The sequence below is a fragment of the Psychromonas sp. genome (assembly GCF_047632955.1).
In the GTDB taxonomy this organism is placed as follows: domain Bacteria; phylum Pseudomonadota; class Gammaproteobacteria; order Enterobacterales; family Psychromonadaceae; genus Psychromonas.
Genome location: NZ_JBLIED010000023.1, coordinates 15,010 through 40,467, shown reverse-complemented (window position 1 = coordinate 40,467; position 25,458 = coordinate 15,010). Strand labels below are relative to the sequence as shown.

Genomic DNA, 25,458 nt, shown 5'->3' with positions numbered 1-25,458 from the left:
CTTTTTTGATGAGCCTTAATAGGCAAATACCTCCGGAAAAATAGGAGACTTAATTTTATGAACCGCTCTAAGCGGATTAATTTGCGCAGTTGCTAGCACATATAGTCAGTTCATATCGTCCGCCGTTGAAATATCTGTCCTCTCCCTCCCGGCTTATTACAGGCAAGAGATACGGCACTTTTTGTCCTTATATATCCAATCATTTGAACTGCTGAATATTCGCAAGGGATTAAGGTTAAAATAGTTTAACTTATCAAACCATATGATATTTACAGTATGAAACCGTAAGATTGAAACTTTGTTGAGGTTTGCAAACATTAATACCCTCCAGCAGAGCTGGAGAGTGTCGACAAAAAATTATTTGTTGTCTCTTAATGATTGGACCATATCAGGTGATACGGGCGTTCCGAAATGTTTTATATGTAATTCATTTAATCGGCCATCTCTGATTTGATGAACCAAAAATAGATTTAGATAATCTTTCCAGGCAAGTTCATTTCTTCTTACAATAAGACCTACTACATCATCATAGTTTGGCACATAGGGTCCAGCTACAAAATTATCAAACTGACCTGAGGTCAATTTTGTTGCTATATTGGTATTGGTAGAAATAAGTGCATCTATTTTGCCCTGGTATAATCCTAAAAAGGCATCGTTTTCTGATTTAAAAGAAGTGTAGTTATCTCTTCCCCAGCCTTTTGCATCGGCATAGGCAAAGTACTCTTTTTCATATGTAGTACCCAGCGCGGCGCCAACCTTTGTATCTTTAAGATCTTCAAAAGACACCATTTTCACGCCTTTCTTAGACAAAACCTGAAACTTGAAAACAAAATAGGGATAGGTAAAACCAACAGATTTTGCACGCGCTAATGTGTCTGATGTAGATCCGATAACAACGTCGGTTTTAGCTGAAATCAATGAAGGGATTCGATCGCCCCAGGTCAGATTTATTACATTTGATTTTACGCCTAAAACTTTTGCCAAATCATTACAATAATCAACATCAAAACCAGCGGGTTTATTGTCTTTATCTGTGTATCCCATGGGTGGAAAATCAAGCACAACGCCACAATTTAAAGTACCACTGTTTATAACGTCATCAAGCTTATCTGCACTAGCGGTAGAAAAAGCACCTATTGCTGCCATTGAAGCAACGACTAACGATATTTTTTTGACTAACTTCATATTGTCTCCTTGAGTTTTTTATTTTAAATGAGCTTTATCTTAGGGTATCTACCCGACTCATTACGCATCAGCATCTTGCCTTTTAATAACACCTTCCTATTTACAAAATGTTAATCTTAATAAGTTAATGTTAATGTTTATAACATTCTGATTACTGTAGCAAAGTTTAAAGTAACTACTCAGTACCTTGATCACACTTCCAATAGTTTATTATAGCTCAAAAAACGAGCAACTTATTTGGTCTTTTATGACCACTACACTAACTACCTAGCTTTAAAGTCGTGCAGCTGCGGGATTAGATTTCAATACCACCAGCTTAATGAAGCATATTTTATGCCAATGGTATGGAAATACTTTTACTTCGACTGAAGTTACTTAACTAACTGTTTATATTGTCATTTTTCAAAAAGGAGGGAGAGGGAAAAAATCAACGTCAAGCAGTGTTACGCACCACAATGATGCATTTTATTTAAAAAAGGGCAATTACTGATGAATTTTTTAACTTTATTATTGGTAAGCCATATTATATCTAAGCGGTAAGTCTCTGCTGACGCTAATAAAAATGAACATTATCTCGATGTTAATGAGACCAATTTGACCTCCATTAGGAAATCTACTTAGAGACTGAAAAAAAGAATCAAAGTTATTACACTTTGCCCCTCTAAAGTTGCTTAGGATTTATGAAAAAGTAATTAACTCTTCCTTAAAAAGCAGTTGTTCACCATTCACAAAAACCCTCACTAAATGGATTTTCAGCCCAGTTTGCATAAAAGAGGAACATATTTGTATCCCCACCGAGGTTCGCGGAAGACAAAGAGCCACTCATATATTGAGTAAAGGAATGCTGATGATAATGTTCAGTGCATTCTTTCAAGGAAAACTTATGATGATGGCCGCAAAAAAACAGCATAATGAACGAGCGATGCCGACACGCATTACTGCTAGGTTAGGATTACGATTACGAGCATTTTAACGATTTATTTAATTCAATTATTTGACTGATGTGAAGCCCCCATATATGTCTCGTCTTTTCTTTGTCTCTATACTCCATATAAAAATAAAGTGCTTCCACATAAATATTAACACTATCTATTTTCAAAGGTTTAAAGTTATATTCGCGGCTCTCTTTTGATGTTATAAATTATAAAACCTCTGCAACTACCAGAGGTAAATAAATGTAAACCTACGTTTAGCAAATAAATCCTGCTTCATGCTTTATGTCGACTTTATTATCAACAACGGCTTGCGCAGCTAACGCGCAACCCAGCGCATAAAAGCGTGGTTGTCATTCAAGTGGGGGAGTTAGATCTTTAAATCAGAAGGAAATGGACTTGAGAAAAATTTAAGTTGATGATAGCAGCTGAAACATAACTTTTGAGTGTTAAGAAGACTTTTTATATCTGTCGCTATTTTTATAGATTCTTATCATTATCGCTTACTGAGCAGCTCGACTAAGGTTATTTTGTCCAGGCCGCCCATCTTATTTAATTGCGCTAATAATAATTCAGCGCAAGCTAATGCATCGGTTAATGCATTATGGGCATTATAAATAGGCAAGTTATAACGCTCTCTGCAGGCGTTCAAACGTAAACTCCCGGTTTTTAAAACCTGATGCTTACGCAGTTGGCGCTCCTTTTCAATGATTAGAGTATCAATGGCTAACAATGAAAAAGGGTGTGTGCCGGAGCCTGCTAATGAGTGCTGCAGAAATTTCAAATCTAATTGCGCATGATGGGCGACTAACACTTTATCTGTACATTGCTCAAACAACCATTGCAGGACTTCTTCCAGCGGTAATGCATCGGCCAGATCTTTATCTAATACGCCGTGTATAACCGCACTTTGTCCGACACTGCCCTGTATTTTCATCAATTTATACTGTGCAAACTGCGGTTGGATTCGGGCATTGATAATAGGAATAACGCCAATACTGACCATCTGATCTTTTTTATGATCTAAGCCGGTCATTTCAATGTCTAATGCTAATAACTTGATTTCAGAAATGGGCCGGTTAAGATGCTTTGACAGGTACTCATAATGCGCTTTTAGCGCTGCCAGTTTGCTATTTTTAATCAGCCCTTTTAATCGATACCCTAACCACCATTGCTTAAACATCAAAATTGCCTTAAGAATTTTAGCCTGACGGTACCCTGCGCTTCATGGATAACTTTAAATGCATCCTTTAGCTGGTGACGTACCAATGAAGAGAGGCTGTCGGGTAAAATATAGTTAGAGACGGGCTCGGCATTAATAAATTGCTGGCCCTGATTACTCAGGCGTTTATGGGCGATAAACTCCCAGGCATCTAACAAACTCATGGCAATATCTTTGTCTATCTTAGATTTGGCGATTAAACTTTCAAGGCGTTTGGTGGTGTTTACTTCCGTTATACCTGCAGCTAACGCATAGATCCTGACAATATCATTGATTAATGCGTTACCTTTATGTTTTAGGTCTATTCCTTTGACCTCACTGCCGTCACGTTCAATCACAAAGCTGCGGAAAAAACCCAGTGGTGGTGCTGACTGCAGGGCGTTCTGGCTAAGTGCAGCAATAAATATATCATTACTTTTAGTGTTTTTTAGTACGCTTGACTGCAGAGTATTCAATAATGTTAAATCACCAAATATTCCACGCATATCAAAAAAGATAGTGGCATTTAATAATGCGCTCGGTTGTGGCGTTTTAACCCAGCTTGAAAACTGCTGCTGCCATTGTTGTAAGGTTAATTGCCATTGCGGGTTTTGCGCCATAATATTACCCGGGCAAAATGGAAAGCCGCACTCATTTAAAGCACTGCAGACATACTCCGACAGTTGCTTAAAGTAGTCTTTGTCTGCCGCTGTGGTTTCTCTTTCTAGAATCAATGCGTTATCTTGATCTGATCCGGCCATTTGATCCTGGCGGCCTTGCGACCCAAAGGCTAACCAACAAAATTCCATTGGCGCCGGACCTAACTGTTTCTGTTTTAAGGTAATTAAACGCCGTGTTAATGAATCGGTTACCGAGGTAAGAATACGGCCAATCTCAATGGCTTTTGCATCGCTGCTGATTAAATTGTGTAATAAATCAGGTATCTTTTGGCTGACTTTAAGCAGCGCTTCTAAACTATTTTGACGCTCTATTTGGCCAATTAATAATAGTGGTTGAGAGCTTTGACTGCGGATCAAGTCGGTGCTGGTAATGATCCCGACCGGTTTTTCTTGATCCACCACGGGTAAATGATGGATATTATTTTCGCTCATTTTTAACATGGCTTCAAAGATCAATGCATTAGGTTCGATGGTAACGGGATCCTTAGTCATTACTTGTCCGACTAATAGATCGCCATTAAGTCCTTTTGCTAACACGCGATTGCGTAAATCGCGATCGGTTAGAATACCGCACAGTTTTTCCTGATCGATCACCACCAGAGAGGAAAGACGTTTTTTAGACATTAAAAGTGCTGCTTGATAAATACTGGATGCGGCTGTAATAGTAGTAAGATCTCTGGACATTATATGCGTAATACGCGCAGTGCTAATATCCTTAGATTGCAGTGTGCCTTGATTACGTAAGCGTTTGGCAAAGGCTTGATTAAAGAAACGATCAAATAAATGACTGCTGGCACGTAGTTGGTCAAACATTTTAGCGGGCAGGTGATAAACCAAACCATCTTCTAAAATATAGACTTGGTTAACGACCTTTTCTCCCGATAGCATACCGCTAAATCCAAAGTATTGGCCCTCACCCACTCTGTCAATCAGATCTCCCTGCTCAGTCGTCACCTCAAAAGCACCACTGCGCACAATATAAAGTTGCGGATCGTTACTGTCCACAGGTACTAATTTCTGTTGTTTACTGTAATAGGCAATGGTTAATACCTGGCAGCATTTTTTGATGGTCTGTTCAGGCAATGAATCAAAAGGGGCTAATTTACGCATGAAATCAACAATTGGCTGTAATTCACTGTTATCCATATGCACCTGACTATAGGTTGAGGGTGTTCCGAGTATAGATACGCGGCTAAAAAAGGATTTAAAAAAAGCGCCGAAGCGCTTTTTTAATTAAATCATTATATTAATGAGCGGATGCTTCACCTGATCCTTTAGGGAAACGAATTCCTTCAACCATATCTTGTACATCTTGCGGTACTGCTTTTGTCATGCGACAAACAATGACAGCGACAATGAAGTTAATGCACATACCTAATAAACCGATACCTTCTGGCGAAATACCAAATAGCCAGTTGTCAGGAATGTTCGCAGCTGGATTTACAAATTTAAAATAAACAATATAAGCTATTGAAAATAATAAACCTGCGGCCATACCTGCAATAGCGCCTTGTTTATTCATCTTCTTAGAGAAGATGCCCATTGTTATTGCAGGGAATAAGGACGAGGCGGCCAATCCGAACGCGATGGCAACCACTGCTGCTACAAACCCCGGTGGGTTAACACCAAAGTAACCGGCAATAAGGATACCCACACCGGCTGCTGTTCGTGCATACAGTAACTCTTGCTTATCAGAAATATCCGGCATCAGATTTTTCTTCAGTAAATCATGCGAAACAGAAGAGGAAATTACCAGTAATAATCCGGCTGAAGTTGACAGTGCAGCAGCTAAACCACCGGCAGCGATTAATGCGATAACCCAAGCTGGTAAATTAGTCATTTCAGGTGTTGCTAAGACGATGATATCGCGATCGATCTTCATCTCATTAGTTTCACCGTTAGCATAGTACATTTTACCATCGCCGTTTTTATCATTCCATTCGATCAAACCTGTTTTTTCCCAGCTATTGATCCAACTTGGCGCTTCTGCGTGAGCAACGCCCTGCCCATCGGTGCCGTTGATTGTTTCAATCATATTTACACGGGAGAAAGCGGCTAAGGCAGGAATGGTAGTGTACAAAATAGCAATAAATACTAATGTCCAGCCTGCAGAACTACGTGCATCTTTAACCCGTGGAACGGTAAAGAAACGCACGATAACATGCGGTAAACCAGCAGTACCAAACATTAATGCACCACAGATAAAGAACACATCTATGGTACTTTTTGTGCCGACTGTATATTCAGCAAAACCGAGTTCGGTAGACAATCCATCTAGTTTATCAAGCAGAAATACGCCTGAATTATTACCAGCGGCATCAAGTAATTCAGAGCCGAAACCAATCTGCGGAAACACATGGCCGGTCATCATGATTGATAAGAAAATAGCGGGCACCATAAATGCAAAAATCATCACACAGTATTGCGCAACTTGTGTATAAGTGATGCCTTTCATTCCCCCTAATACAGAGTAGAAGAAAACAACCCCCATACCAATGTAAACACCGGTATTAATGTCTACTTCCAGGAAGCGTGAAAATACAACACCTGTACCACGCATTTGCCCTGCGATATAAGTGAAGCTCACCAAAAGTGCACAAACAACGGCTACGGTACGCGCAGTTTGAGAATAATAGCGGTCACCAACAAAGTCAGGCACAGTAAATTTACCAAATTTACGTAAATAAGGCGCCATTAGTAGTGCGAGTAATACATAACCACCCGTCCACCCCATTATATATACCGAACCATCATAACCAATAAATGAAACGATACCTGCTAATGAGATAAATGATGCTGCAGACATCCAGTCTGCCGCTGTTGCCATGCCGTTAACAACCGGGTGTACACCGCCGCCTGCCACGTAAAATTCTTTAGTAGACCCTGCCCGGCTCCAGATTGCAATGCCAACATAAAGGGCAAAAGTCATGCCCACAATAATATAAGTTAAAGTTTGAACATCCATTATCGTAATCCTTAGTCTTCGTGAACACCGTATTTCTCATCAAGTTTGTTGGTTTTTGCTGCGTACACAAAAATCAATAAAACAAACGTATATATCGCGCCTTGTTGTGCAAACCAGAAACCGAGTTTGAATCCCATAAAGGTGAATTCATTTAATACATCTACCAGTAAAATGCCACAGCCAAAGGAAACGGTTGCCCAAATTACTAATAGTGTAATGACTAATTTAATATTCTCCTGCCAGTATCTATCTGCTTTACTTTTATCTTCAAAACTCACGGTCATTCTCCTTAATGGTCTTAATGATGAAGAGATTCAAAGTAACACTTACTTTTTGTTTTTAATTTGGTCATTTATTAAACAAAAAATAAGTATTCACTTTTAGTCACTTATCTAATTACTTAAAAATAAATTTCTTATCAAATAAGTATGTTGTTAATAATATGTTAATTAAGTTTTTTTAGTACACCGAGACAAAGAGCTGGATCATATTTTATTGAATAAAAATTGAGCAGTTCATCACAGAAGAAACCTATAACATTTTTTTTGTGATTAAAGTTCACTTAGTGAATTGTTGTTACTGGACAATTTCCGCTGCAGAAGTTATTTTAATGAGATGAACAAAATGCAAATTAGTGAGTTTTTATTCACTAATTTGCGCATTAAATTCACATTTGAATGACGAAATTGAGCAATAATATGTAGGCAGAGAAGTATAAAGGCATGATTTGTTTTTATTAAATAAGATAATTAATCAAATTCAATTTCACAATCGCTGAACTTAAAACAAAAAGCCTGACAAGTAATACTTGCCAGGCTTTTTGGTTTTAATATTAAGTGCTTTATCAGTTAACGTAAGTCATCAACCACGGCTAACATCGCAACTAATGAGGCTTCACCTAACTTAAGCGAACGTTCCGGCGACCATCCCATGGTTGGATCGGGTAAATTATTGTTGTCTTTAAAGGGCATTTCTAAGGTATTAGCAAGACAATCAAATTGTTCAGCAACCCAATTTGTTGCCACGGTCATATTCGCTTCACCCGGCATATCAACCTCATAACCAACTTCAGACTGAAAGTCAGCACTCGCTAACATAAGTACTTCTGAAAAGCGCTTACGTAAATCGGCAAGTCTGTTGTTATAACTAGGAGTACCTTCTGAACCCGCCAGAAAAGCAAAGGGTAAGGCCTCATCGCCGTGCACATCATAAAATAAGTCAACCCCCGTCTCTTTCATTTTATTGATCACATGAAAGACTTCAGGGCTTTTTTCTAAACTTGGGTTCAACCATTCACGGTTCAAATTAACGCCAGCGGCATTAGTACGAAGATGTCCGCGCACGCTGCCATCGGGATTCATATTAGGGACAATATAAAAGTTAGCTTTATCTAATAATCGTTTTCCCGTTGAATTATCACTATCCAGTAAACTATGCATTAATCCATCCACTAACCATTCAGCCATGGTTTCACCGGGATGCTGACGAGCCGTGATCCAAATACTACGTTTACCGGTGTCACCATCACCAATTTTAACCAAAGTTAAATCACGTTGATCAAGGGTTTCACCTAAGTGCTCTAAACTCACCAGCGGATGGGTTTGGACAGCCGCAAGTAAATCCTGGTGGCGTTCATAACTATAAGGCGCAAAGTAGGCAATTTGAATGGTTTCACAATCCAACTCGGCAACGATGGTTAATTTTCCCTCTTTATAAAAGGTTGGCAGTCGGAACCAATGCTTTCGATCATAAGAAGCCACCGCTTGATAATTTTCCCAGCCTTCAAGATAGGAAGCTTCACCCGCATTTAGAATATTAAGGATATATTGCTCACCAACCTCACCTTCCAACCGAAAGTTAAACCATTGGAAAAACTCGCCTCCAACGTCCGGACGAATAGCCAGTTGAATATCTTTTTTATCATCTGTATTAATAATTTCGATATTACCCGAGTCAAAATTAGCGGCGATATGCATAACCCTTCCTTTCTAATTAGTTGAATATTTATTTTCACAAAGTAAGACGAGCATAACCGATTGCACAGCAACAGGATAGAAAAACTAACTTGATCATATAAAGTGAAAAAATGGTCTAATAAGAAACGCTGCCAAGCACCACAACGAGAGCTGTGATGCTGCTAAATATTATTGTATCGCAAATTGATTTGTAGCAATGCTGGATGTTTCATCACCCGGTTTTTTTATAACGAGTGTTAATACTAAGGATACAATTAGGAAGGCCAGTATCATGTATAAGGTAGGAATAAAACCGCCAAACACCGATGCCACAATTGACCCTGCGATGCTGCCAATACCGAAACCAAGATATATCACGCCATAGTTTTTGGTTAGATTATTCAAACCAAAGAAGTCGCTAATCAGTGATGGGAATACCGTGATGGTTCCTCCGAAACTAAAGGCGATACAGGCGACAGAGAAATAGAAGGTGTTACTGCTAGGTTCCCAAAAGAGCAAAGAAGCGATGCCAACGAAACTGACTAATACTGCAAAAGAAATCACTTTCATTCTTTCTATTTTGTCTGACAACACGCCTAGTACAAGACGGCCGCCTAAATTTGCGATAGCGATGACAGTAACAGCGGCCGCTGCAGAGGTAACAGACAGGTGGATATAGTTTTCACCGATATCTTTAGCAACACCAATAACGTACAAACCACTCATACAAACAGTCAGAAAAATAGTCACTAACATCCAAAATTGATTGGTTTTAATGGTCTCAGCTAAAGTATATTCACCTGATGTAGCTGGAGATTGTTTCGCTGCTGAATTTGTTGTAGCCGTTTGTTGTTTTGGTGCATCAGTCATTAACAATCCACCGAAAATCACCATTACCATGACAATTGCGCCCCATGCTGCAAAGGTTTGCTCAAGACTGAAGTGGGTAAGCAGGTACATATTAATGAATTTAAAACCCAGACTGCCTAATCCGTATGCTCCGATTGCAACGGCGGATGCTAAACCTTTATGTTGGGGAAAGAATTTCACACAATTTGATAGTGTCATGAGGTAGCCGGTACCATCGGCAAAGCCGACCAATAACCCTGCGCAGACGTAAAGCATGATTAGATTAGAGGCATGGGATGAGAGTAACAAGCTCAGGCCCAGAAGTAGTCCAGCGGCAATAGTGACGTTTCTGACCCCGAAACGTTCCTGTAATTTTCCGGAAATAGCAGAAGCAAAGGCTAAGGATAAACTCAAAATACCAAATGAGAAGGCAACTTGACTGATCGGCTCGCCAAGTTTTTCGGCTAATGGTGAATTAAACAAACTCCAGGTGTAAATTGAGCCAAGGGCAAATTGAGCGATGATGGTGCCCACTAATGTAAACCATTTATTCCGTGGTGATGTTAATGTTTTCATGATTTGATCTCCAGAATGTCAAAGCGCTAAAATTGCTTCCAATGGGATCAAAATACAACAGATATAAAACATTACAATAAGTATGGGTAAGTAAAAAATGAACTGCAATTCTGCGGCATGAACTGCGTTATTTGAGCATGAATTACAGACCCATCATTTTACGAAAGACTTTAATATTACCTCGACTAACGGGAACTTTCTTTTCTTGTTCGCGTATTTTCAGTAAATAAGTACTGTTTGCCCAGGGAATGATTTCTTCAATTCGTTGCAGGTTAACGCAATAGGAACGATGGCAACGAAAGAACTGTTTAACGGGCAGTTTACTGATGAGTTCACTAATATTGTATGGCGCAATATAGATACCATTATCCGTATGTACTTCGGTTATTTTTTCCTGAGCTTCGGCATAAATAATTTCATCAATGGGGGTCACGCGAATGCGATTGTCGCGTGATAAATTAATAGTGCGAGCAGATTCCGGGATTTCCTCCGTTGCTAAAAGAGAAGCCGCATGGGCTTCTAGTTTTATTAATAGTCGCTGTACACGCTTTTCATCAATGGGTTTTAGCAGGTAATCAAAGGCTTCCAGGGCGAATGCTTCGACGGCATGTTCTTTATAGGCGGTGGTAAAAACAATCTGCGGAGGCTGTGCAAATTGATGTATATTGCGCGCCAGCAGCATACCGTTAATTGAAGGGATATTAATATCAAGAAAGACGATATCAACGGTCGTGCTCTGCAGATATTTAAAGGCTTCTAAACCATCATCAAAGGTATCAACCACTTCAATATTGCTGTAGGTGTTGATCAGGTAATTGAGCTCTTCACATGCCAGATATTCATCTTCAACTATGATTGCTTTTAACATGCTTTCTCCTCAATAACACTGGCAAAAAAAGAAACTTCTGTGCCGCTATCACGACGTTTAATATCAAGACCCGCACCATAAAGTAAACTGATTCGTTGGTGAACATTTGTCATGCCGATGTGATTGCTGCCCAGAGATCCTTCATAAATACGCTTAACGACGTCCGGTTCAATGCCCACTCCCGTATCAGAAATAGTTATTTTTACCTTCGCTTCCTGTTGTTTTACCGAAATAGTGACGGTTCCAGGCGTGCGCGCGGGAACAATACCGTGTTGGATCGCATTTTCGACTAAAGGTTGAATTAACAGCGAAGGTATCTTTATATGTACCGGATCGATATCAAACAGGACCGTGAGTTTTTTGCCAAAGCGCGCTTGTTCAATTGCCACGTAATCTTGAACCTGATGGATTTCTTCCTGTATATCGATTAACTCATCGCCTTTTTCCAGGTTAAATCTTAAATAATCAGCGAGATTGGCAATAAGCTGGCGTGCCTGCACAGGTTTAATACGTATTAAAGTTGAAATTGCATTAAGTGCATTAAACAAAAAATGCGGATTGATTTTATTTTGTAATGCTGAAAATTCAGCTTTACTGGTCATAATTTTAAGCTGCTCTATTTTAGACACCTCGATTTGCGTTGAAATCAGGTGCGACAAACCAATCGCCATTTCCCGTAATGCATGACTAATCTGATGCGGCTGGCAGTAAAAAATCTTGAGTGTCCCGGTTACTTTCCTATTTTCCCACAGTGGAATAATTAATAGAGAGTGGAAGTGGTGGACGTTAAGATTATTGCAGATAATCTGTTTGCCTAAATTGACCGCCTGTTGGGTCATCTCGCTGATTTGATGGTGTGAATCAAGATAGTTTTCCTCGCCCATACCGACATAGGCCTCCACATCATTGGTATCTGTGATAGCAACTGCGTCTGCATTGGTTTCTTGGCGAATAATACTGCATACCTTGACCAATGAATCGCGGTCATTTTTGCGGAAATGAGGCAGCGTTTTATTGGCTATTTTAAGTGCTTGCTTAGCCTGCAATGCGGCGATTTTATCTTTTTCATCGTCAACATCCTGAACCAGAATAATGATCAAACCAATACAGACTGTGCCGGTAATCATTGGCATTGATATCTGTTTAACGATGGAAAGCGCTGACTGTAAATCTTCGTTGAGTAATAAAATGAGCAGCATGGTCAGTGCTTCACAAAGCATGCCGGCTGCAATGCCATATTTAGCATAGTTTTTCTTGTCACAGTTTTGATGGATCCAGGTCGCAAGCAGACCCGCTAAAATACTGGTGATAAGACACGCAAGGGATGTCGGCCCATCAATATCTATCCAATACCGGTGTATGCCTGAAATGAGCCCGGAGGCAATCCCGACCCAGGGCCCAAAGAGAATACCACCGCAGATAATAGAGATGATCCTGACATTGACCACTGAGCCATAAACCTCGACGCCGGTGTAAGTACTAAATACCGCGAAACACACAAACAGCATTAAAATTAACGCGGTTTCTTTAGGCGTACGCCTATGTTTAATCACAATTTGTTGAAAAAGATGGGTTCTGGTTAAAAGGAAAAGCGCCATTAACATCAAAGCCGCTCTTTCAAAAACGGCCAGTAGCAGGGTGAATTGTTCTAGGTACAAAAAAGGCCTCACCGAAAGAGATAGGAAATAATTAACTGAATTCTAACGAATAAGTGTGAATTAATTAATGAGAAGAATCAAGTTGAGACCAGAAAATGGTGGAATATCCGCTTTATTGAATGGTTAAAAATCAATTAATTAGCCTGACAGAGCAAAGGGGGTAGCTAAGCAGTGCAATTTGTTAAGTCGTTATCGAGCCCTTAACAAATTGCAAAATCAAAAAACGCTGATCACCATTATCCCTGTTTATGGGAAGTATCGTGCTCTTCCTCGGATTCTGTTTTCGAGGACGTGATCTTTTGGATAGGCTGATTTCTAACGCAGATCAAATCTTTTGACATGTATTGGCATGTCCCTACGTATAAATCACTGTGACCTCCTTCGTACTGACAGGCTTGTGAGCGTGCTTTATGGTCACACGCTTTTACTGCAACACTGTTTAGTGGAGTAGAATGCGCATCAGCATAGCTAGCCGTTAGCAGCAAGGTGACTGCGACTAACAACCCCAACAACCCTCTTTCTAAAGTAGTTTTAAATGTCATTCATTGAACTCCTATTATTTAGCTGCGTCATGATCTGCTTGAGGTCTTTCTGGTCCGCCGGGAGGACCACCGGGAGGGCCGTCTGCAGAACGAACCGTTTCTCCATGAAAGCATCCAATGAACATATTCTCGCTCGGACTAGCCGCATGGTAGTGATAACCTCGAATCTCATCGCTTATACCACGACACTCATCAAGTAATTCAACTTCCTTACCTTCGGCATTTTTCATTGCATAAATACCATAACCATCAGCTGCGTAACCGATTAATGGAGCATGCCCGTCATCGGTCTTAACTGAGGCGTCGGTACACCCCGTGGTAGAGTGATAATGGTAACCTTGGTGTACGTTAATGTGTCCACCGCAGTCATCAAAGGCGGCAATAGTATAAGCGCCGAGAATGACATCAACGGGTGCGGGTCCCGATAGTTCGCTACCGTCCAGTGCAATACCCACAGTATGAACCCGACCTGTCTTAGCGGCTGGAATTGGAGTCGTCGGAATCAGGAAAGTGCGCGAGAAATCATCATCAAGATACGCCAGTTCGCACTCTATGCAGTTTTGCTTATATTGTTCCTCAACATCGGGTCTTGCCGCACCTAAGCAGGCCGCTTTAGTCGCCGTGTAGCGTATTTTTTTGGTTTTTGCATCGTAAAGCAGCCACTTTTCATCACCGTAGTAGTCACCCAGCTTTAAAATGAATTCGCCGGTGATATCCACTAAATCGCCAGAGCCGTCTTTGTTAAACCATCCTCCACCGACATCCGCACCGTCGCTGATTGTTCTCGGACAGAAAGGACCCGGTACACGCCCTGCCGGCGCGCCGGAAGTGAGCAGTTGGTAACAGGTGGTTTTTGTGCCATTCGATGTTTCACAATCAACGATTTTGGGCGCTTCGGTAAACGCATCCTTTACAAACATAGAAAGGTCCATTCCCGCATGAATAGCCGCTTTTGCGATTGCCTCTGCTCCCTTAGAAGTCGTTCCTTGTTCTATAACGTCTTCAGAGGCGCTATTACACCCGCCTAACATTATTGCGCTAAAAGCCATGATACCCATTAGTGATCGGCAATTTGATGAGCTCATGCATTATCTCCTTTATTTATTTGGGTGTACTGTACAAAACAATTGTGTAAAAAATGTGTAGATGTTGGATATCAGAACAAGTTAACAGCAACTAATACTGTAGTAGCATAGTTAATTTGAACATCGATTAATCACCAAAAAAGAAGGTTCATTGAATTGCTCGCTACAGAGTAGAAGCGAGCATGAAGATTATCAGGAAATAAAAAGCACAGGCCGTTTATTACGGATTTGGTCGTAATGCATACTTGCCCGAGCCTAAGAATAAAATAGACAGCGCGGCAAATAAATAGGTGGCCACACTTTCAACAGCCCAGGCACCATTTCTATCCACGGTAAAGAAATCACCCATATGCATGAGACCAATAACAAACAGGCAAGTACCGATAACAAAGGTTGATGCTAAGCGGGTATAAATACCAAAAATAAAAAACATTCTGCTTGGCCACGCCAACTTTATCGAGGAAATTGAAAAAGCGATCAAGGAAGAAGATGTAGATTTGCTAGTCTGCTGTCATCATCACAACTTCTGGCATTCAATGTTCTCATCTGCGGCTGAGCTAATGAAGGAAGTAAATGTGGATCTGTTTGTGGTGTCAATCAAGTGACCCGATCTCAAATGATATGCTTTTTCAGCACACCCAACTCCGGTCAGCCGATTAAATATTTTATAATTGTGATTCTTTAATCTATTATTTTTCTTCTTTATTTAAACGATTAATAGCAGCCTTTAATTCATCATTAATATAATTTAACGACATATTAACGTTGTCATGTTGAGAATTAATAGTAATTTCAGTTGCGCCATCACTGTAGATTGCTGATTTATTACCCACAAATGGATTATCTATACTTATTAAAGTATATGATTTAGAAAATGATTGATTAAGAGAATCAAAATTACTTTTTGGAAGTTTATTTAAAACGGCAACTAAATAGCCTTGCTTATTAAAAATAGCGGTGACTTCAGTTAACCCTCTAAAACTTATCTCTTTAACAGGAATAGAGTAAATGTTCCCACCATTAGCTTCATGGCTTCCAACTGGATTAACTTGGTACATAGCGTTAAGATCTTTCTCTGTCATTTTACCTAATTCCATACCAAAAATGGATGGATCGGCAAAAACAGAAAAACTTAAAATGGTTAATGCTAAAGTTATCATTTTTTTCATCGGTTAATCCTGTCAATTTTATTAAAATTCAACGCCGCGTTCAGCGCTTAATCGTAGTTGGCTAAAATGAACAAGGAAGCTAGCGTAACCATCCGCTAACCATCCCTTTGAACACTTTATTATGTTTATCTTTTTAAGTCGTTATTTATGCAGGTAATGATGTCATCACCTGATTCTACAAACTCTTTTTGAGAATTATATTCCTCTCCCGGAAATTTCTTTTCAGCCTGTGCAGCGCAGGATGTTAAAGATAAAGCATAAGCACTCATACAGGTCTTTTTCGTTATACCATAATCTTTCAACCTGGCATCATTAGAACAGTATTTGTCACTATTATGAGCAAGCCCTTGAACTAACATTTCATCTGTCCACAACTGCATTTTAGAAAAATGATAATACCCAGCCCCTATTATTAAAATCCAAATTAAATACTTCAAATATTTCATTTGTCTTCCTTTCTTGATAAAGACAACACCATAATTGCATATATTGTATCTATTCAGCACTTTTATAGGAAGCAAATATAAAACAAAAAGTGATAAATTTGTATTGGGCAGACAATACCAATTATAAATTTGATTGTATTTCATGGTTTTTTAAGGCGAGATAATTTGCAAAAATTGAAGGGAATGTGCATCTTTTGGCGATGTAAAACGGGCTAAGTGATTATTTAGCCAGCTAGGTTTATTTCTTTTTATTGAACGATTTCACCACTGTCGATGATGATTTTTCTGACGATATCGGTAAATTTAATGGCTTCTTCACGTATTTGGTTTTCGTCTACGGTAAGTATTTTTTTGTCTTGCATCAGTATTTTACCATCAACAATTGAGTGACGGACATTGGTTGGATAAGCGGAGTAAACTAGCGCAGAATAAGGATTATAGATAGGAACCATATTCACAGCTTTTGTGTCAATAACGATAATATCTGCAAGTTTTCCGACTTCAAGTGAACCAATTTTATCTTCCATATGTAATGCCCTTGCCGCGCCCATAGTTGCCATGTCTATGACTTTAATCGGTGGCATGGCTGCTCGGTCGTGGTTGACGAGTTTATGCACTTTGGCTACTTGTCCAAATTCTGCAATGGTACTGAGGTTGTTTCCAGACATTGGGCCATCGGTACCGAGACCAATGCGAACACCTTGGTCGTACATTTTTAATGCGGGTGATACGCCTTTTGCTGATTTGATATTTGCGCTCATGTTATGTGCGACACCCATACCGCTTTCTTTAACTAATTCAATGTCTTTATCATCGACTAATATCATATGGGCACCAATCAGGTGGTTATCTAGTGCGCCGATATCATGCATGTATTGCACAGGGCTTTTTCCGTCGCTTCGTTCTGCTATTTTTTCAGCTTCGCGACTTGATTCTGCAAGATGGATTAGTACAGGTACATCTTTTTCTTTGGCGAGTTTGGCAATTTGCTGTAAGACTTCCGTGGTATTGGTATAGGGTGCGTGTGGCGCAAAGGCTGGTGTGATTCGTGGGTGAGATTTATATTCATCAATAAATTTAAGCGCGTAAGCAATGCCTTCCTGTGCATTTTTTGCATCGGCAACGGGGAATTTTATAACCGTTTCACCTAATACTGCACGCATACCAATTTTATCGACGGTTTTTGCAACTTCATCTTCGAAATAGTACATGTCTGCGTAGGTTGTTACGCCACCTTTAAGCATTTCAACATTACCTAGGTTGGCACCAATGCGGACCATATCACGGGAAACAAGTTTTGCTTCGAGTGGGAATATGTAACGGTGCAGACGATCCGGCACATCATCGGCAAGTGAGCGAAAAACAGTCATTGAAACATGGGTATGGGTATTAATGAGACCGGGCATGACGATATCGCCATCGACGTCGAGGGTTTTATCCGCATGATATTGGTCGGCTAGTGTTTTGTCGCCTACGGCAATGATTTTGTTTCCATCTATGGCCACGGTACCTGATTCGTATACGGTTTTATTTGCATCCATAGTCAGTATGGTGGCATCGGTTAGCAGTAAATCAATATTTTCGGCTGAAAATACCGCCGTGGAAAATAGGGTGGCCGTTGCAATTGCAGTTACGATTAAATTTTTTTTTAAGTTCATAAATCATCCCTTTTTTTGAACATATAAGAAGCGCTATTATAACGTTTCAAAGGCTATTATTTTTAAATTAAACTGTTAAGCAAAAATAACCCGCTTGCATCAAATATTATCAATAAAAGTGCGGGTTTAGCTATTGATTTTATTGTTAAAACAGTAAGTGCACTGTGCAAAGCATTTTTATTTTGTAAGTTTATGCAGTCGAAAAAGTAACCACTAGTTATGTTAATTCCGAAGAATTAATGAGCCGAGGATCAAGTCATTCTTTTTTCTTTTTTTTAAAAAAACTATGAGTTCAGTTCTGGTCAAACTTGTGCGGGATCTGAACGTGGGCTTTGCTACCGGTAACATAAAAATTGATCTGTTCGTCCTGCTGTACGTCAATCCACCTGTTTCAACAGGTCAGTTGTTTAGCCTTTAGTTGCAGTGAGGCATGAGGGATGTAAAACATGTTTTGCATAATAGCCATATTTTTCCTGAGCCGTTAAACAATCTTCAGCGAGGACAGGAAAGGTAAAGTGAGAATCAACATTATTTATTCTTGAGCTTACTTTTTCTTCAATAATCGGGTCTTCGTAGTTATTACGGTTATTCCCTTCGTCCCAAGCTCCATCTACATACTCCAACAAATCAAATTGAGTGTTCTCTTCCCAGGCCTTAACTATTCTTTTGTTTTTGATAGAAGCAATGATTTGAGTTTCACAGGTTACGTAAGGTTTGTTAAAGAAAGAACTAATCGTTCCTTTTAGAGGATCATGCTCTTTGAGCAAGAGTTTATTCCAAAACCGCCAGCCATTGAAGTTGGCTACCAAATCGGCAAAGGAATAAATACCTGTAGTGGTATAGCCAAATTTTCCTGTTTCTTGCTCCTCCCCCCACTTCAGAGCTTGGTCTATATTCTGTTCTTTATACTGGGTTAACTCAAAATATTGCCAGCCTTCAGAAAAAAAATGACCCATTTTATCTAGACCGATAAGATGATCATCAATATTTACAACATCACTCAGGCCCTTCATCTTTAAAGAAAAACCTTCTAAATAATTTATGTCACGGTAAATAGAGCCGTTTAACGGTAAAGAGAAACTTTGCTTGGCCAATAAAATGCGTAACTGTTTGTCTAGGTCATACCCCTTAAGCCCCCAAGATGCGGTGAAGGATTGAAAAATGGCTTTTCTCATTTCTGTATAAAGAATTTCTTCATCACAAAATTCAGTTTTTCCTATATCTGCAATATCACCTTGTTTTGCATTGGCTTTTTCGATCCCCTCCTGCATTCGTTGCTCGAAAATTGTGTTAATACTTTCCAGGCTATTATCAAGGTCAATATTTCTTGGAGTTACACTGTCAATTTCAGCCGCAAAACTACCTTGAAAAACAAAAATAGAGAATAAAATGAGTAAACTAAATAACTTCTTCATATTAATAAATAAACCTAGGACTAGGGTAAGGCCTCGTTAGCTTGATTGAAATAATTTCATCTACTAAGGTTGTAGTTTTAAGTGTAGAGGATTAATCAATTATTATAACACGATGATCATCGGTTGATCCGGTGGATTATTTTGTTATTAAATTTCCAACAAGGAGTCTTTTAATAAGTGAAGAAAGAGGCCGAGGGTATTTTTTTGCGTTTTTAATTCAGCGTATTGCAGCTTAGAAGCTGATAAAGCGACCACTAAACGATAAAAAACACGTTTCAATAGCCGCTGTTATTTAACCACTAACTCAGGACATCCATTGAGATAACCTTTTATGACTACTCACAATAATCTTGGGTGGTTATGTTAATTTGTTAGGTTAATTCCTTAAAAGAAAGGCCCTCGGTGGCCTTATAATATTAACTGTTTTTGTAATATGGGTAGTCACTATAACCAAGTTCAGTGCCGCCATACATAGTTGCTGGATCGGCTTCGTTTAGCGGCCAATTATTAGCAATGCGCTCAGGTAAATCCGGGTTCGCTATAAAAGGACGACCAAAGGCAAATAAATCACCATAGCCTTTAGCTAATATATTAACGGCTTTTTCAACGGTATATTTACCCGCATAAATAATGCGTCCTGAAAACTCTAATCTTACTGCTTTATAAAATAACTCGGGCAAATCAGGGGCATTATCCCAATCCGCTTCAGCAATGGATAAGTAAGCAATGCCAGCTTGCTCAAGCACTTTAACAGCCTCAACATAAGTGTTGTGCGGGTCTGATTCTACTAAACCTAAGTAAACACGCGTTTCGTTGGTACTCGCAAATAAAGGCGCAAAGCGAACACCTAAGCGCTCTGCACCAACAACTTCACTTACTGCTGCAACTATTTCTTTTAAGAAACGCAGACGGTTAGTAAGCGAACCACCATATTGATCATCACGGTTATTGGTATGTTCTGAAATAAACTGATTAACTAAATAACCATTAGCACAATGAAGCTCTACACCATCAAAGCCCGCCTCTAGTGCGTTACGTGCTGCTTGAGCATACATTTTTACCAGTTCACCCACTTCCTCGGTAGTAAGTGCACGTGGCGCACTCGGATCGTCTAACGCGCCTTCACCCGGTCCGGTTTCAACAAATACTTTGACATTGTCAGCCATAATAGCCGAAGGGCCTATAGGCTGAGCTTCGTTTGGTTGTAAGCTAGTGTGAGACACTCGGCCAACATGCCATAACTGAGCAAAAAGAATACCTTTTTTAGCATGCACTGCTTGGGTTACTTTTTTCCAACCTTCAATTTGGGCTTGCGAATGTATACCTGGCGTCCATGCGTAGCCTTGGCCTCGTGGTTCTATTTGTGTGCCTTCGGTAACCATAAAGCCTGCTGAGGCACGCTGTGCATAATAATTTGCCATTAAATCGTTAGGAATATTATTCGGTTGGGTGCTGCGAGAACGTGTTAATGGCGGCATTACAACACGGTTTTTAAGCGTGAAAGGACCCAGCTCTACAGATGAAAATAACGTGCTGGTATTTGGAATAGACTGTTTCATAAAACTCTCTTTTAAAGCAAACTGATGGGCTTATGCTATAAACCACTTAATTGTTTTGATGCTTAAATTAGTTACTTAAGCAATGTTGGTAAGCTTAGAGTTTTAAAGATACAATTTGAAACAACACTTTTTTGTTTGAGATACAATTATGAATGGTATTAGCAGGCTCGATATTAAACAGCTCAGGGTGCTCAATGCTCTGCTTGATTTAAAAAATCTTTCACAAGTTGCACGTAAAATGGGGTTAACCCAACAAGCAATTAGCGAGCAGCTCCGCAAGCTACGTGATTTATTTAATGACCGCTTGTTTATTCGTCAAGGCAATAGCATGGTGGCAACACCCAAAGCCCTATCAATGCAGCAACCTATTAGTCATATATTAAAGCAGCTAGAGACGTTACTTGAGCCCGATCTGTTTATACCTCAAACATATAAAGGCGTCTTTACTATTAGCGCCACCGACTACGCAACACAAGCCTTGTTGCCGCAGCTTTTTAAAATAACCAGGCGAGAGGCTCCGGGTTTAAAGCTGATAGTACGCGACTTTGCCTCGGACAATGTTAATCAGCTAATTAAGGCGGGTGAACTTGATTTATTGATTACTTTTCCCGAATTTATACCGGATAACTTAACCTATGTGACTTTGCTTGAAGAGCAACATTTATGCATTACTGGTTGCGGCAACGAGCTTATAAAAGAACCTTTAACACTTACGCAAATTGCAGCGCATCCACAGCTGGTGGTATCACCTTCGCGCGCAAATTTACGCGGCTCCCATGATAAGTGGTTTGCAACAAGAGATCTTAAACGCAATATTGTTATGTCGGTTCCTAGTTTTTCTGCCGTGCCCGACATTCTTCATACAACCGATATGATTGCGTTCTATCCTTCTCGATTATTACCAAATAGTAAGGTTAAACAATTAAGGGTAGAAGCTTTACCGCCGACATTTAAGGTAATAGCGGCATGGCATCCACGAACAAGTGATAGCGCAATCCACCGCTGGCTAATAGAAACGCTGCAAAATATTTGAAGTAAAATAGATCCTTTTAACCCTTACTTGAAGTGAAGCGAAGGTCTTTTTTTTGCGTTATTGATTCAGTGTGCTTCAGCTTATAAACTGATAAAGCGACCACTAAACGACAATAAACACGTTTCGACAGCCGTTATTATTTAACCACTAGCACCGGACATTCAGCTTTATTGGTAATCGCTTCAGCAACATTTTCATTCAAAAAATGAGAGATTCCTGATCGACCATGGCTGGCGATAACCACCATGCCAATGTCGCCGCTATTGGCCTCTGCCAAAATTTCAGTAATGACATCACCACGTCGAATAACGGTTTCGATCTTTAATTTTGTATTAAGCAGCCCCAATAACTCATGCATTTGGCTAGCTGCGGCTTCTTCCATGCTTTTTGCCAACTCGTCCGGTGTAACCGAAAGAATCATGTAATTCTCATTACCCAAAGGCTGATCCACAACGTGTAAGATACGAATACCAACTTGGTATAGGTTTGCCATTTCAATGGCATATCTTAGAGCATGTGACGCCGTATGAGAAAAGTCCGTAGGCCATAGAATATTACGTGTGCGCATTTTATCTTCCTTAATGAAAAGTGTGTGTTTACCTTACCCCAAGTATCATGTGCCAAAGGGAAGGTCATGACATTCAAGCAAGATCTGTCCCTTCTGATTCCTAACGATTAACCCCAAAATATTCAGAGAGATAGTCTAAAACAAGCTGTTGATTTTCTTCGTCAAGTCTATCCATCTCCTGTTCTTCCACCATCCACTCTAAGGTTTCTTCCCATCTATAACGATCCAGACCTTGTTGCACAACCAATTTAATAGAATGACACACAGAGCAAGTATAAAAGACTTCGTATCGCCCCTTGCCCTCAGGCAGTAAGGCTAAATCAGGATCCTCTTCATCAGTTAAAATGATAGGTGCGGTTTCTCCTTTAAAAGAGCTGGGCGGTAATGCGATTGGATTGTCGGACTGTAATCGTAACCAGGCTATAACAGCCGCACGGTCAGCTTTACTTTTTGTACCAGGAAAAGTCATCGCTGTTCCGGGAATCATTTGCGAAGGGTTTTGTATAAATTGATCGAGCTTGTCAAAACTCCAACTCCCCTTTTGATCAGTGAAAGCAGCGCTATAGTTATAATCCTTTTTCGATCCAATCTCTCGGCCCAAAACACCAAAGAGGTTGGGCCCTATCTTTGCAGGTTCACCTTTACCAATAGAGTGACAAGCCTGGCAGCTAATTGATACTTTACTTCCTCTTTCAATATCTGCTGTCACCAATAAATCATTTAGTTCATTGGCATAATGAAGAGAAGGAAATAGACATAATAGACAGATTAGGGTTAGACGGAGTTTGATTGCTTTCATTGTCGAGAGTAACCTTGTTTGTAGAGTCATTTAAACACTGCCCATATGGCAGTATTTAAATGAAGTTTTCCTATGCGACAACCAGTGAAATACGATGAAAAGTATTATTCAGGTAGCCCTTTGGATTCCAGCTTATGGCGAAAGGTTGGGTAATACCTTCGCTGTCAGTAGCACGCGCCCAAACTTCGTAATAACCGGATAGTGGAAACGATAACTCTGCACTCCAGTGTTGCCATGCCCCTTCATTTGCAGGATCTTCTAGTTTGGCTATTTGCCATGTAGCACCAAAATCATGGGAGACATGCACTTCTTTAACTTTTCGATCTCCCGCCCATGCATGGCCGCGAATACTTAGTTTTTTGTTACTAACCGTTTGCCCGGTTGCAGGGTAAGTAATAAGTGATTTTACGGGCATAGCTTCAATGATGACAAAATCTTTTGTATCCACTTTCTCACCCGGGGCTACCGGACGGTTAGGAATTCGATAAGCTGTTCCGGTCATTTTAGGGCCATCGTGAACAATGTCGCGTAAATAAATTCGAGTCAGCCATTTCTGAGAACAACTGCCCGGCCAGCCAGGAACAACCAAACGAAGCGGCGCGCCATTCATCGGGTGGATAGGTTTTCCATTTTGTTCAAAAGCGATAAGAATATTTGGATCCATTGCTTTTTTAATTGGAACGCCGCGCGAGATGGCAAGCTTACCGGCCTTACCGGACAAATGAGTGTCTGCGCCTTCGTGAGCGGTATAAATGACATTGTCTTTAATACCGGCTTGTTTAAGCACATCAACCAAGCGAACTCCTGTCCATTCAGAGCAAGCAACCGCACCGTAACCCCACTGGTTACCTGAAGCTGGAGGAGTAAAAAATGCGCGGCCATTACCGCCACATTCAATAACAAGCTGCCTAGTTATAACCTCAAACTTACTCTTAAGATCTTTTATTGAAAGCATCATCGGATTATCAACCAACCCATCAATAGTGAGGGTCCAGGTATCAACATCCATAGATGTAGGTGGGTTACCATTATTACGAATAAAGTGGCGACTTTGCGGAGTAATACGGTCATCCAACAAATGTGCGGCGGGCTCTGCGTTAACCGGGCGATCATTGTGGATGGTAAGACCCTCTTTACCCAGAGCAGCATTGCCTTCAGTATCTTCCGCAAGTGCTATAGGTACTAACCCTGCGGCCATGTTTTTGTGAAAGGGAATAGCCGAGACACCAAGCAAGGCCGTTATAGTCGCCAGGCTCGCACCTTGTAAAAACCGTCGCCGCTCATTAGGCTGATCTGCCAAAGTAGCATCTTGTGATTGTTCCGTTAGGGTGAAATCTTGTTCCGGCAGTTGTGAATTATCGTCCATTGTATGCTCCAGAATGTCATGATAAAACCTTATAAATAAGTAAATTTAACCTTAGACCATTATCTTTTTTTTATCTAATAGAAAACGCCAGAGCCTAGTTATACCAAGAGAATTAAATTTATGATCCGCTCTGGTATATTCTTTTAATGAGTCAATAGTCGATTCATGAATTGATTTAGATTTATCAGTGATGTAGCGAGAGTGGAAACACTCTGCTTAAGAGACTGGATAGAAATGGGTGATTCATTTATGGAATTGGTATTACGTTCAGGTGTATCGACAAGCTTATATTATTGAGCTTTTAAATTGGTATTTTTTAATTGAGTATTGATCAAAGGAGGGAGTATATTAGTCATGATACGACATTATTATTAGCAACTTTGATAGGGCTGTATTTACTGGGATTTTGTTGAGGTTTTGGACTTTAAAATACTTAAGGAGAGAAATTGTGGTGCGATAGGTATCTTCGAACCCAAAAAATTAAATCATTAAATACAATCAATTAAGAGTTATTTTTAGCACAAAAAATACAAAGGTTACATTAAATTAAAGCCACCAGCTAATTAAGAAAATTTACATCATGATAAGGGAAAATTCTCAAATCTATTTTCATACCAATTCAAGGAGGTGTAAACGAGATGAAGCAAGTGCATTTCCACTACCCTGAGCGAGTTAGTACTACTAATTATTAAAAAACAAAAAGAAAGACCCTTGCCAGCTCACCTTCGGATCTTTAACAGAAAGATGGGACACCCATACCTTTTTAGGTTAAAAAAGGTATGGGTGTCCCCGACTTTCTTTACTGATCAGAGAATAATAAAAAAAGAATAAGCAACAAAACAAATTGACACCTGCAACGTTACGGGTTGCATTTAAATTGTTGCAACATAATGGCTCTATGTGAAATAAAAAAATTCAATAGTTAGGCATATTTGAAACAACTTTAACT

General features: G+C 39.9%; 21 protein-coding genes. 1 reads left to right on the top strand and 20 read right to left on the bottom strand.

Features of this window, described 5'->3' with window-relative positions:
- Positions 1–357 precede the first annotated feature (357 nt).
- The 17 genes from ACJAZP_RS13515 to ACJAZP_RS13435 form a co-directional block, all read right to left on the bottom strand.
- The gene (locus ACJAZP_RS13515) at positions 358–1,185 is read right to left on the bottom strand and encodes a transporter substrate-binding domain-containing protein (RefSeq protein WP_415231269.1); all 828 of its coding nucleotides are present in this window, start codon (positions 1,183–1,185) and stop codon (positions 358–360) included.
- 1,428 nt (positions 1,186–2,613) lie between these two features.
- Entirely contained in the window at positions 2,614–3,300 is a 687-nt protein-coding gene (locus ACJAZP_RS13510) for an exonuclease domain-containing protein (RefSeq protein WP_415231268.1), read from the bottom strand.
- Positions 3,300–5,144, bottom strand: a complete 1,845-nt coding sequence (locus ACJAZP_RS13505; RefSeq protein WP_415231267.1) for a DUF294 nucleotidyltransferase-like domain-containing protein — start codon at positions 5,142–5,144, stop codon at positions 3,300–3,302. Before ACJAZP_RS13505 ends, ACJAZP_RS13510 begins: the two co-directional genes overlap by 1 nt.
- Positions 5,145–5,244: 100 nt before the next feature.
- Positions 5,245–6,963 carry a sodium:solute symporter family protein gene (locus ACJAZP_RS13500; RefSeq protein WP_415231266.1) on the bottom strand — a complete coding sequence of 573 codons (1,719 nt, stop codon included), beginning with the start codon at positions 6,961–6,963 and terminating at the stop codon, positions 5,245–5,247.
- Between the two features lie 11 nt (positions 6,964–6,974).
- The gene (locus ACJAZP_RS13495) at positions 6,975–7,241 is read right to left on the bottom strand and encodes a DUF4212 domain-containing protein (RefSeq protein WP_415231265.1); all 267 of its coding nucleotides are present in this window, start codon (positions 7,239–7,241) and stop codon (positions 6,975–6,977) included.
- A gap of 570 nt (positions 7,242–7,811) precedes the next feature.
- Positions 7,812–8,939 (bottom strand): M14-type cytosolic carboxypeptidase, encoded by a 1,128-nt coding sequence (locus tag ACJAZP_RS13490; RefSeq protein ID WP_415231264.1) that lies wholly within the window; start codon positions 8,937–8,939, stop codon positions 7,812–7,814.
- Positions 8,940–9,107: 168 nt separating this feature from the next.
- Positions 9,108–10,343, bottom strand: coding sequence for an OFA family MFS transporter (locus ACJAZP_RS13485; RefSeq protein WP_415231263.1), 1,236 nt, complete (start codon positions 10,341–10,343; stop codon positions 9,108–9,110).
- 142 nt (positions 10,344–10,485) lie between these two features.
- Positions 10,486–11,211 carry a LytR/AlgR family response regulator transcription factor gene (locus ACJAZP_RS13480; protein ID WP_415231262.1) on the bottom strand — a complete coding sequence of 242 codons (726 nt, stop codon included), beginning with the start codon at positions 11,209–11,211 and terminating at the stop codon, positions 10,486–10,488.
- Complete coding sequence (locus tag ACJAZP_RS13475; RefSeq protein ID WP_415231261.1) at positions 11,205–12,869, bottom strand: LytS/YhcK type 5TM receptor domain-containing protein; 1,665 nt, start codon at positions 12,867–12,869, stop codon at positions 11,205–11,207. The genes ACJAZP_RS13480 and ACJAZP_RS13475 overlap by 7 nt, the downstream gene beginning before the upstream one ends.
- 236 nt (positions 12,870–13,105) lie before the next feature.
- Positions 13,106–13,411 (bottom strand): hypothetical protein, encoded by a 306-nt coding sequence (locus ACJAZP_RS13470; RefSeq protein ID WP_415231260.1) that lies wholly within the window; start codon positions 13,409–13,411, stop codon positions 13,106–13,108.
- 14 nt (positions 13,412–13,425) lie between these two features.
- Positions 13,426–14,496 (bottom strand): YHYH protein, encoded by a 1,071-nt coding sequence (locus tag ACJAZP_RS13465; protein WP_415231259.1) that lies wholly within the window; start codon positions 14,494–14,496, stop codon positions 13,426–13,428.
- Positions 14,497–14,716: 220 nt separating this feature from the next.
- The gene (locus ACJAZP_RS13460; RefSeq protein WP_415231258.1) at positions 14,717–14,929 is read right to left on the bottom strand and encodes a hypothetical protein; all 213 of its coding nucleotides are present in this window, start codon (positions 14,927–14,929) and stop codon (positions 14,717–14,719) included.
- Between the two features lie 256 nt (positions 14,930–15,185).
- Positions 15,186–15,665, bottom strand: a complete 480-nt coding sequence (locus ACJAZP_RS13455) for a hypothetical protein (RefSeq protein ID WP_415231257.1) — start codon at positions 15,663–15,665, stop codon at positions 15,186–15,188.
- Between the two features lie 125 nt (positions 15,666–15,790).
- Positions 15,791–16,111: a hypothetical protein gene (locus ACJAZP_RS13450; RefSeq protein WP_415231256.1), complete on the bottom strand. Its 321-nt coding sequence runs from the start codon at positions 16,109–16,111 to the stop codon at positions 15,791–15,793.
- A gap of 248 nt (positions 16,112–16,359) precedes the next feature.
- Complete coding sequence (locus ACJAZP_RS13445; RefSeq protein ID WP_415231255.1) at positions 16,360–17,769, bottom strand: amidohydrolase; 1,410 nt, start codon at positions 17,767–17,769, stop codon at positions 16,360–16,362.
- A 407-nt stretch (positions 17,770–18,176) separates the two neighbouring features.
- Positions 18,177–19,184: a hypothetical protein gene (locus tag ACJAZP_RS13440; protein WP_415231254.1), complete on the bottom strand. Its 1,008-nt coding sequence runs from the start codon at positions 19,182–19,184 to the stop codon at positions 18,177–18,179.
- Positions 19,185–19,600: 416 nt separating this feature from the next.
- Positions 19,601–20,743: an alkene reductase gene (locus ACJAZP_RS13435; protein ID WP_415231253.1), complete on the bottom strand. Its 1,143-nt coding sequence runs from the start codon at positions 20,741–20,743 to the stop codon at positions 19,601–19,603.
- A 148-nt stretch (positions 20,744–20,891) separates the two neighbouring features.
- Here ACJAZP_RS13435 and ACJAZP_RS13430 point away from each other — a divergent pair, with 148 nt between their 5' ends.
- The gene (locus ACJAZP_RS13430; protein WP_415231252.1) at positions 20,892–21,776 is read left to right on the top strand and encodes a LysR substrate-binding domain-containing protein; all 885 of its coding nucleotides are present in this window, start codon (positions 20,892–20,894) and stop codon (positions 21,774–21,776) included.
- 136 nt (positions 21,777–21,912) lie between these two features.
- Here ACJAZP_RS13430 and ACJAZP_RS13425 read toward each other — a convergent pair whose 3' ends face one another.
- The 3 genes from ACJAZP_RS13425 to ACJAZP_RS13415 form a co-directional block, all read right to left on the bottom strand.
- Positions 21,913–22,344: a universal stress protein gene (locus ACJAZP_RS13425; protein WP_415231251.1), complete on the bottom strand. Its 432-nt coding sequence runs from the start codon at positions 22,342–22,344 to the stop codon at positions 21,913–21,915.
- A gap of 100 nt (positions 22,345–22,444) precedes the next feature.
- Entirely contained in the window at positions 22,445–23,173 is a 729-nt protein-coding gene (locus tag ACJAZP_RS13420; protein ID WP_415231250.1) for a c-type cytochrome, read from the bottom strand.
- Positions 23,174–23,213: 40 nt separating this feature from the next.
- Positions 23,214–24,509: a sulfite oxidase gene (locus tag ACJAZP_RS13415; protein WP_415231249.1), complete on the bottom strand. Its 1,296-nt coding sequence runs from the start codon at positions 24,507–24,509 to the stop codon at positions 23,214–23,216.
- Positions 24,510–25,458 lie beyond the last annotated feature (949 nt).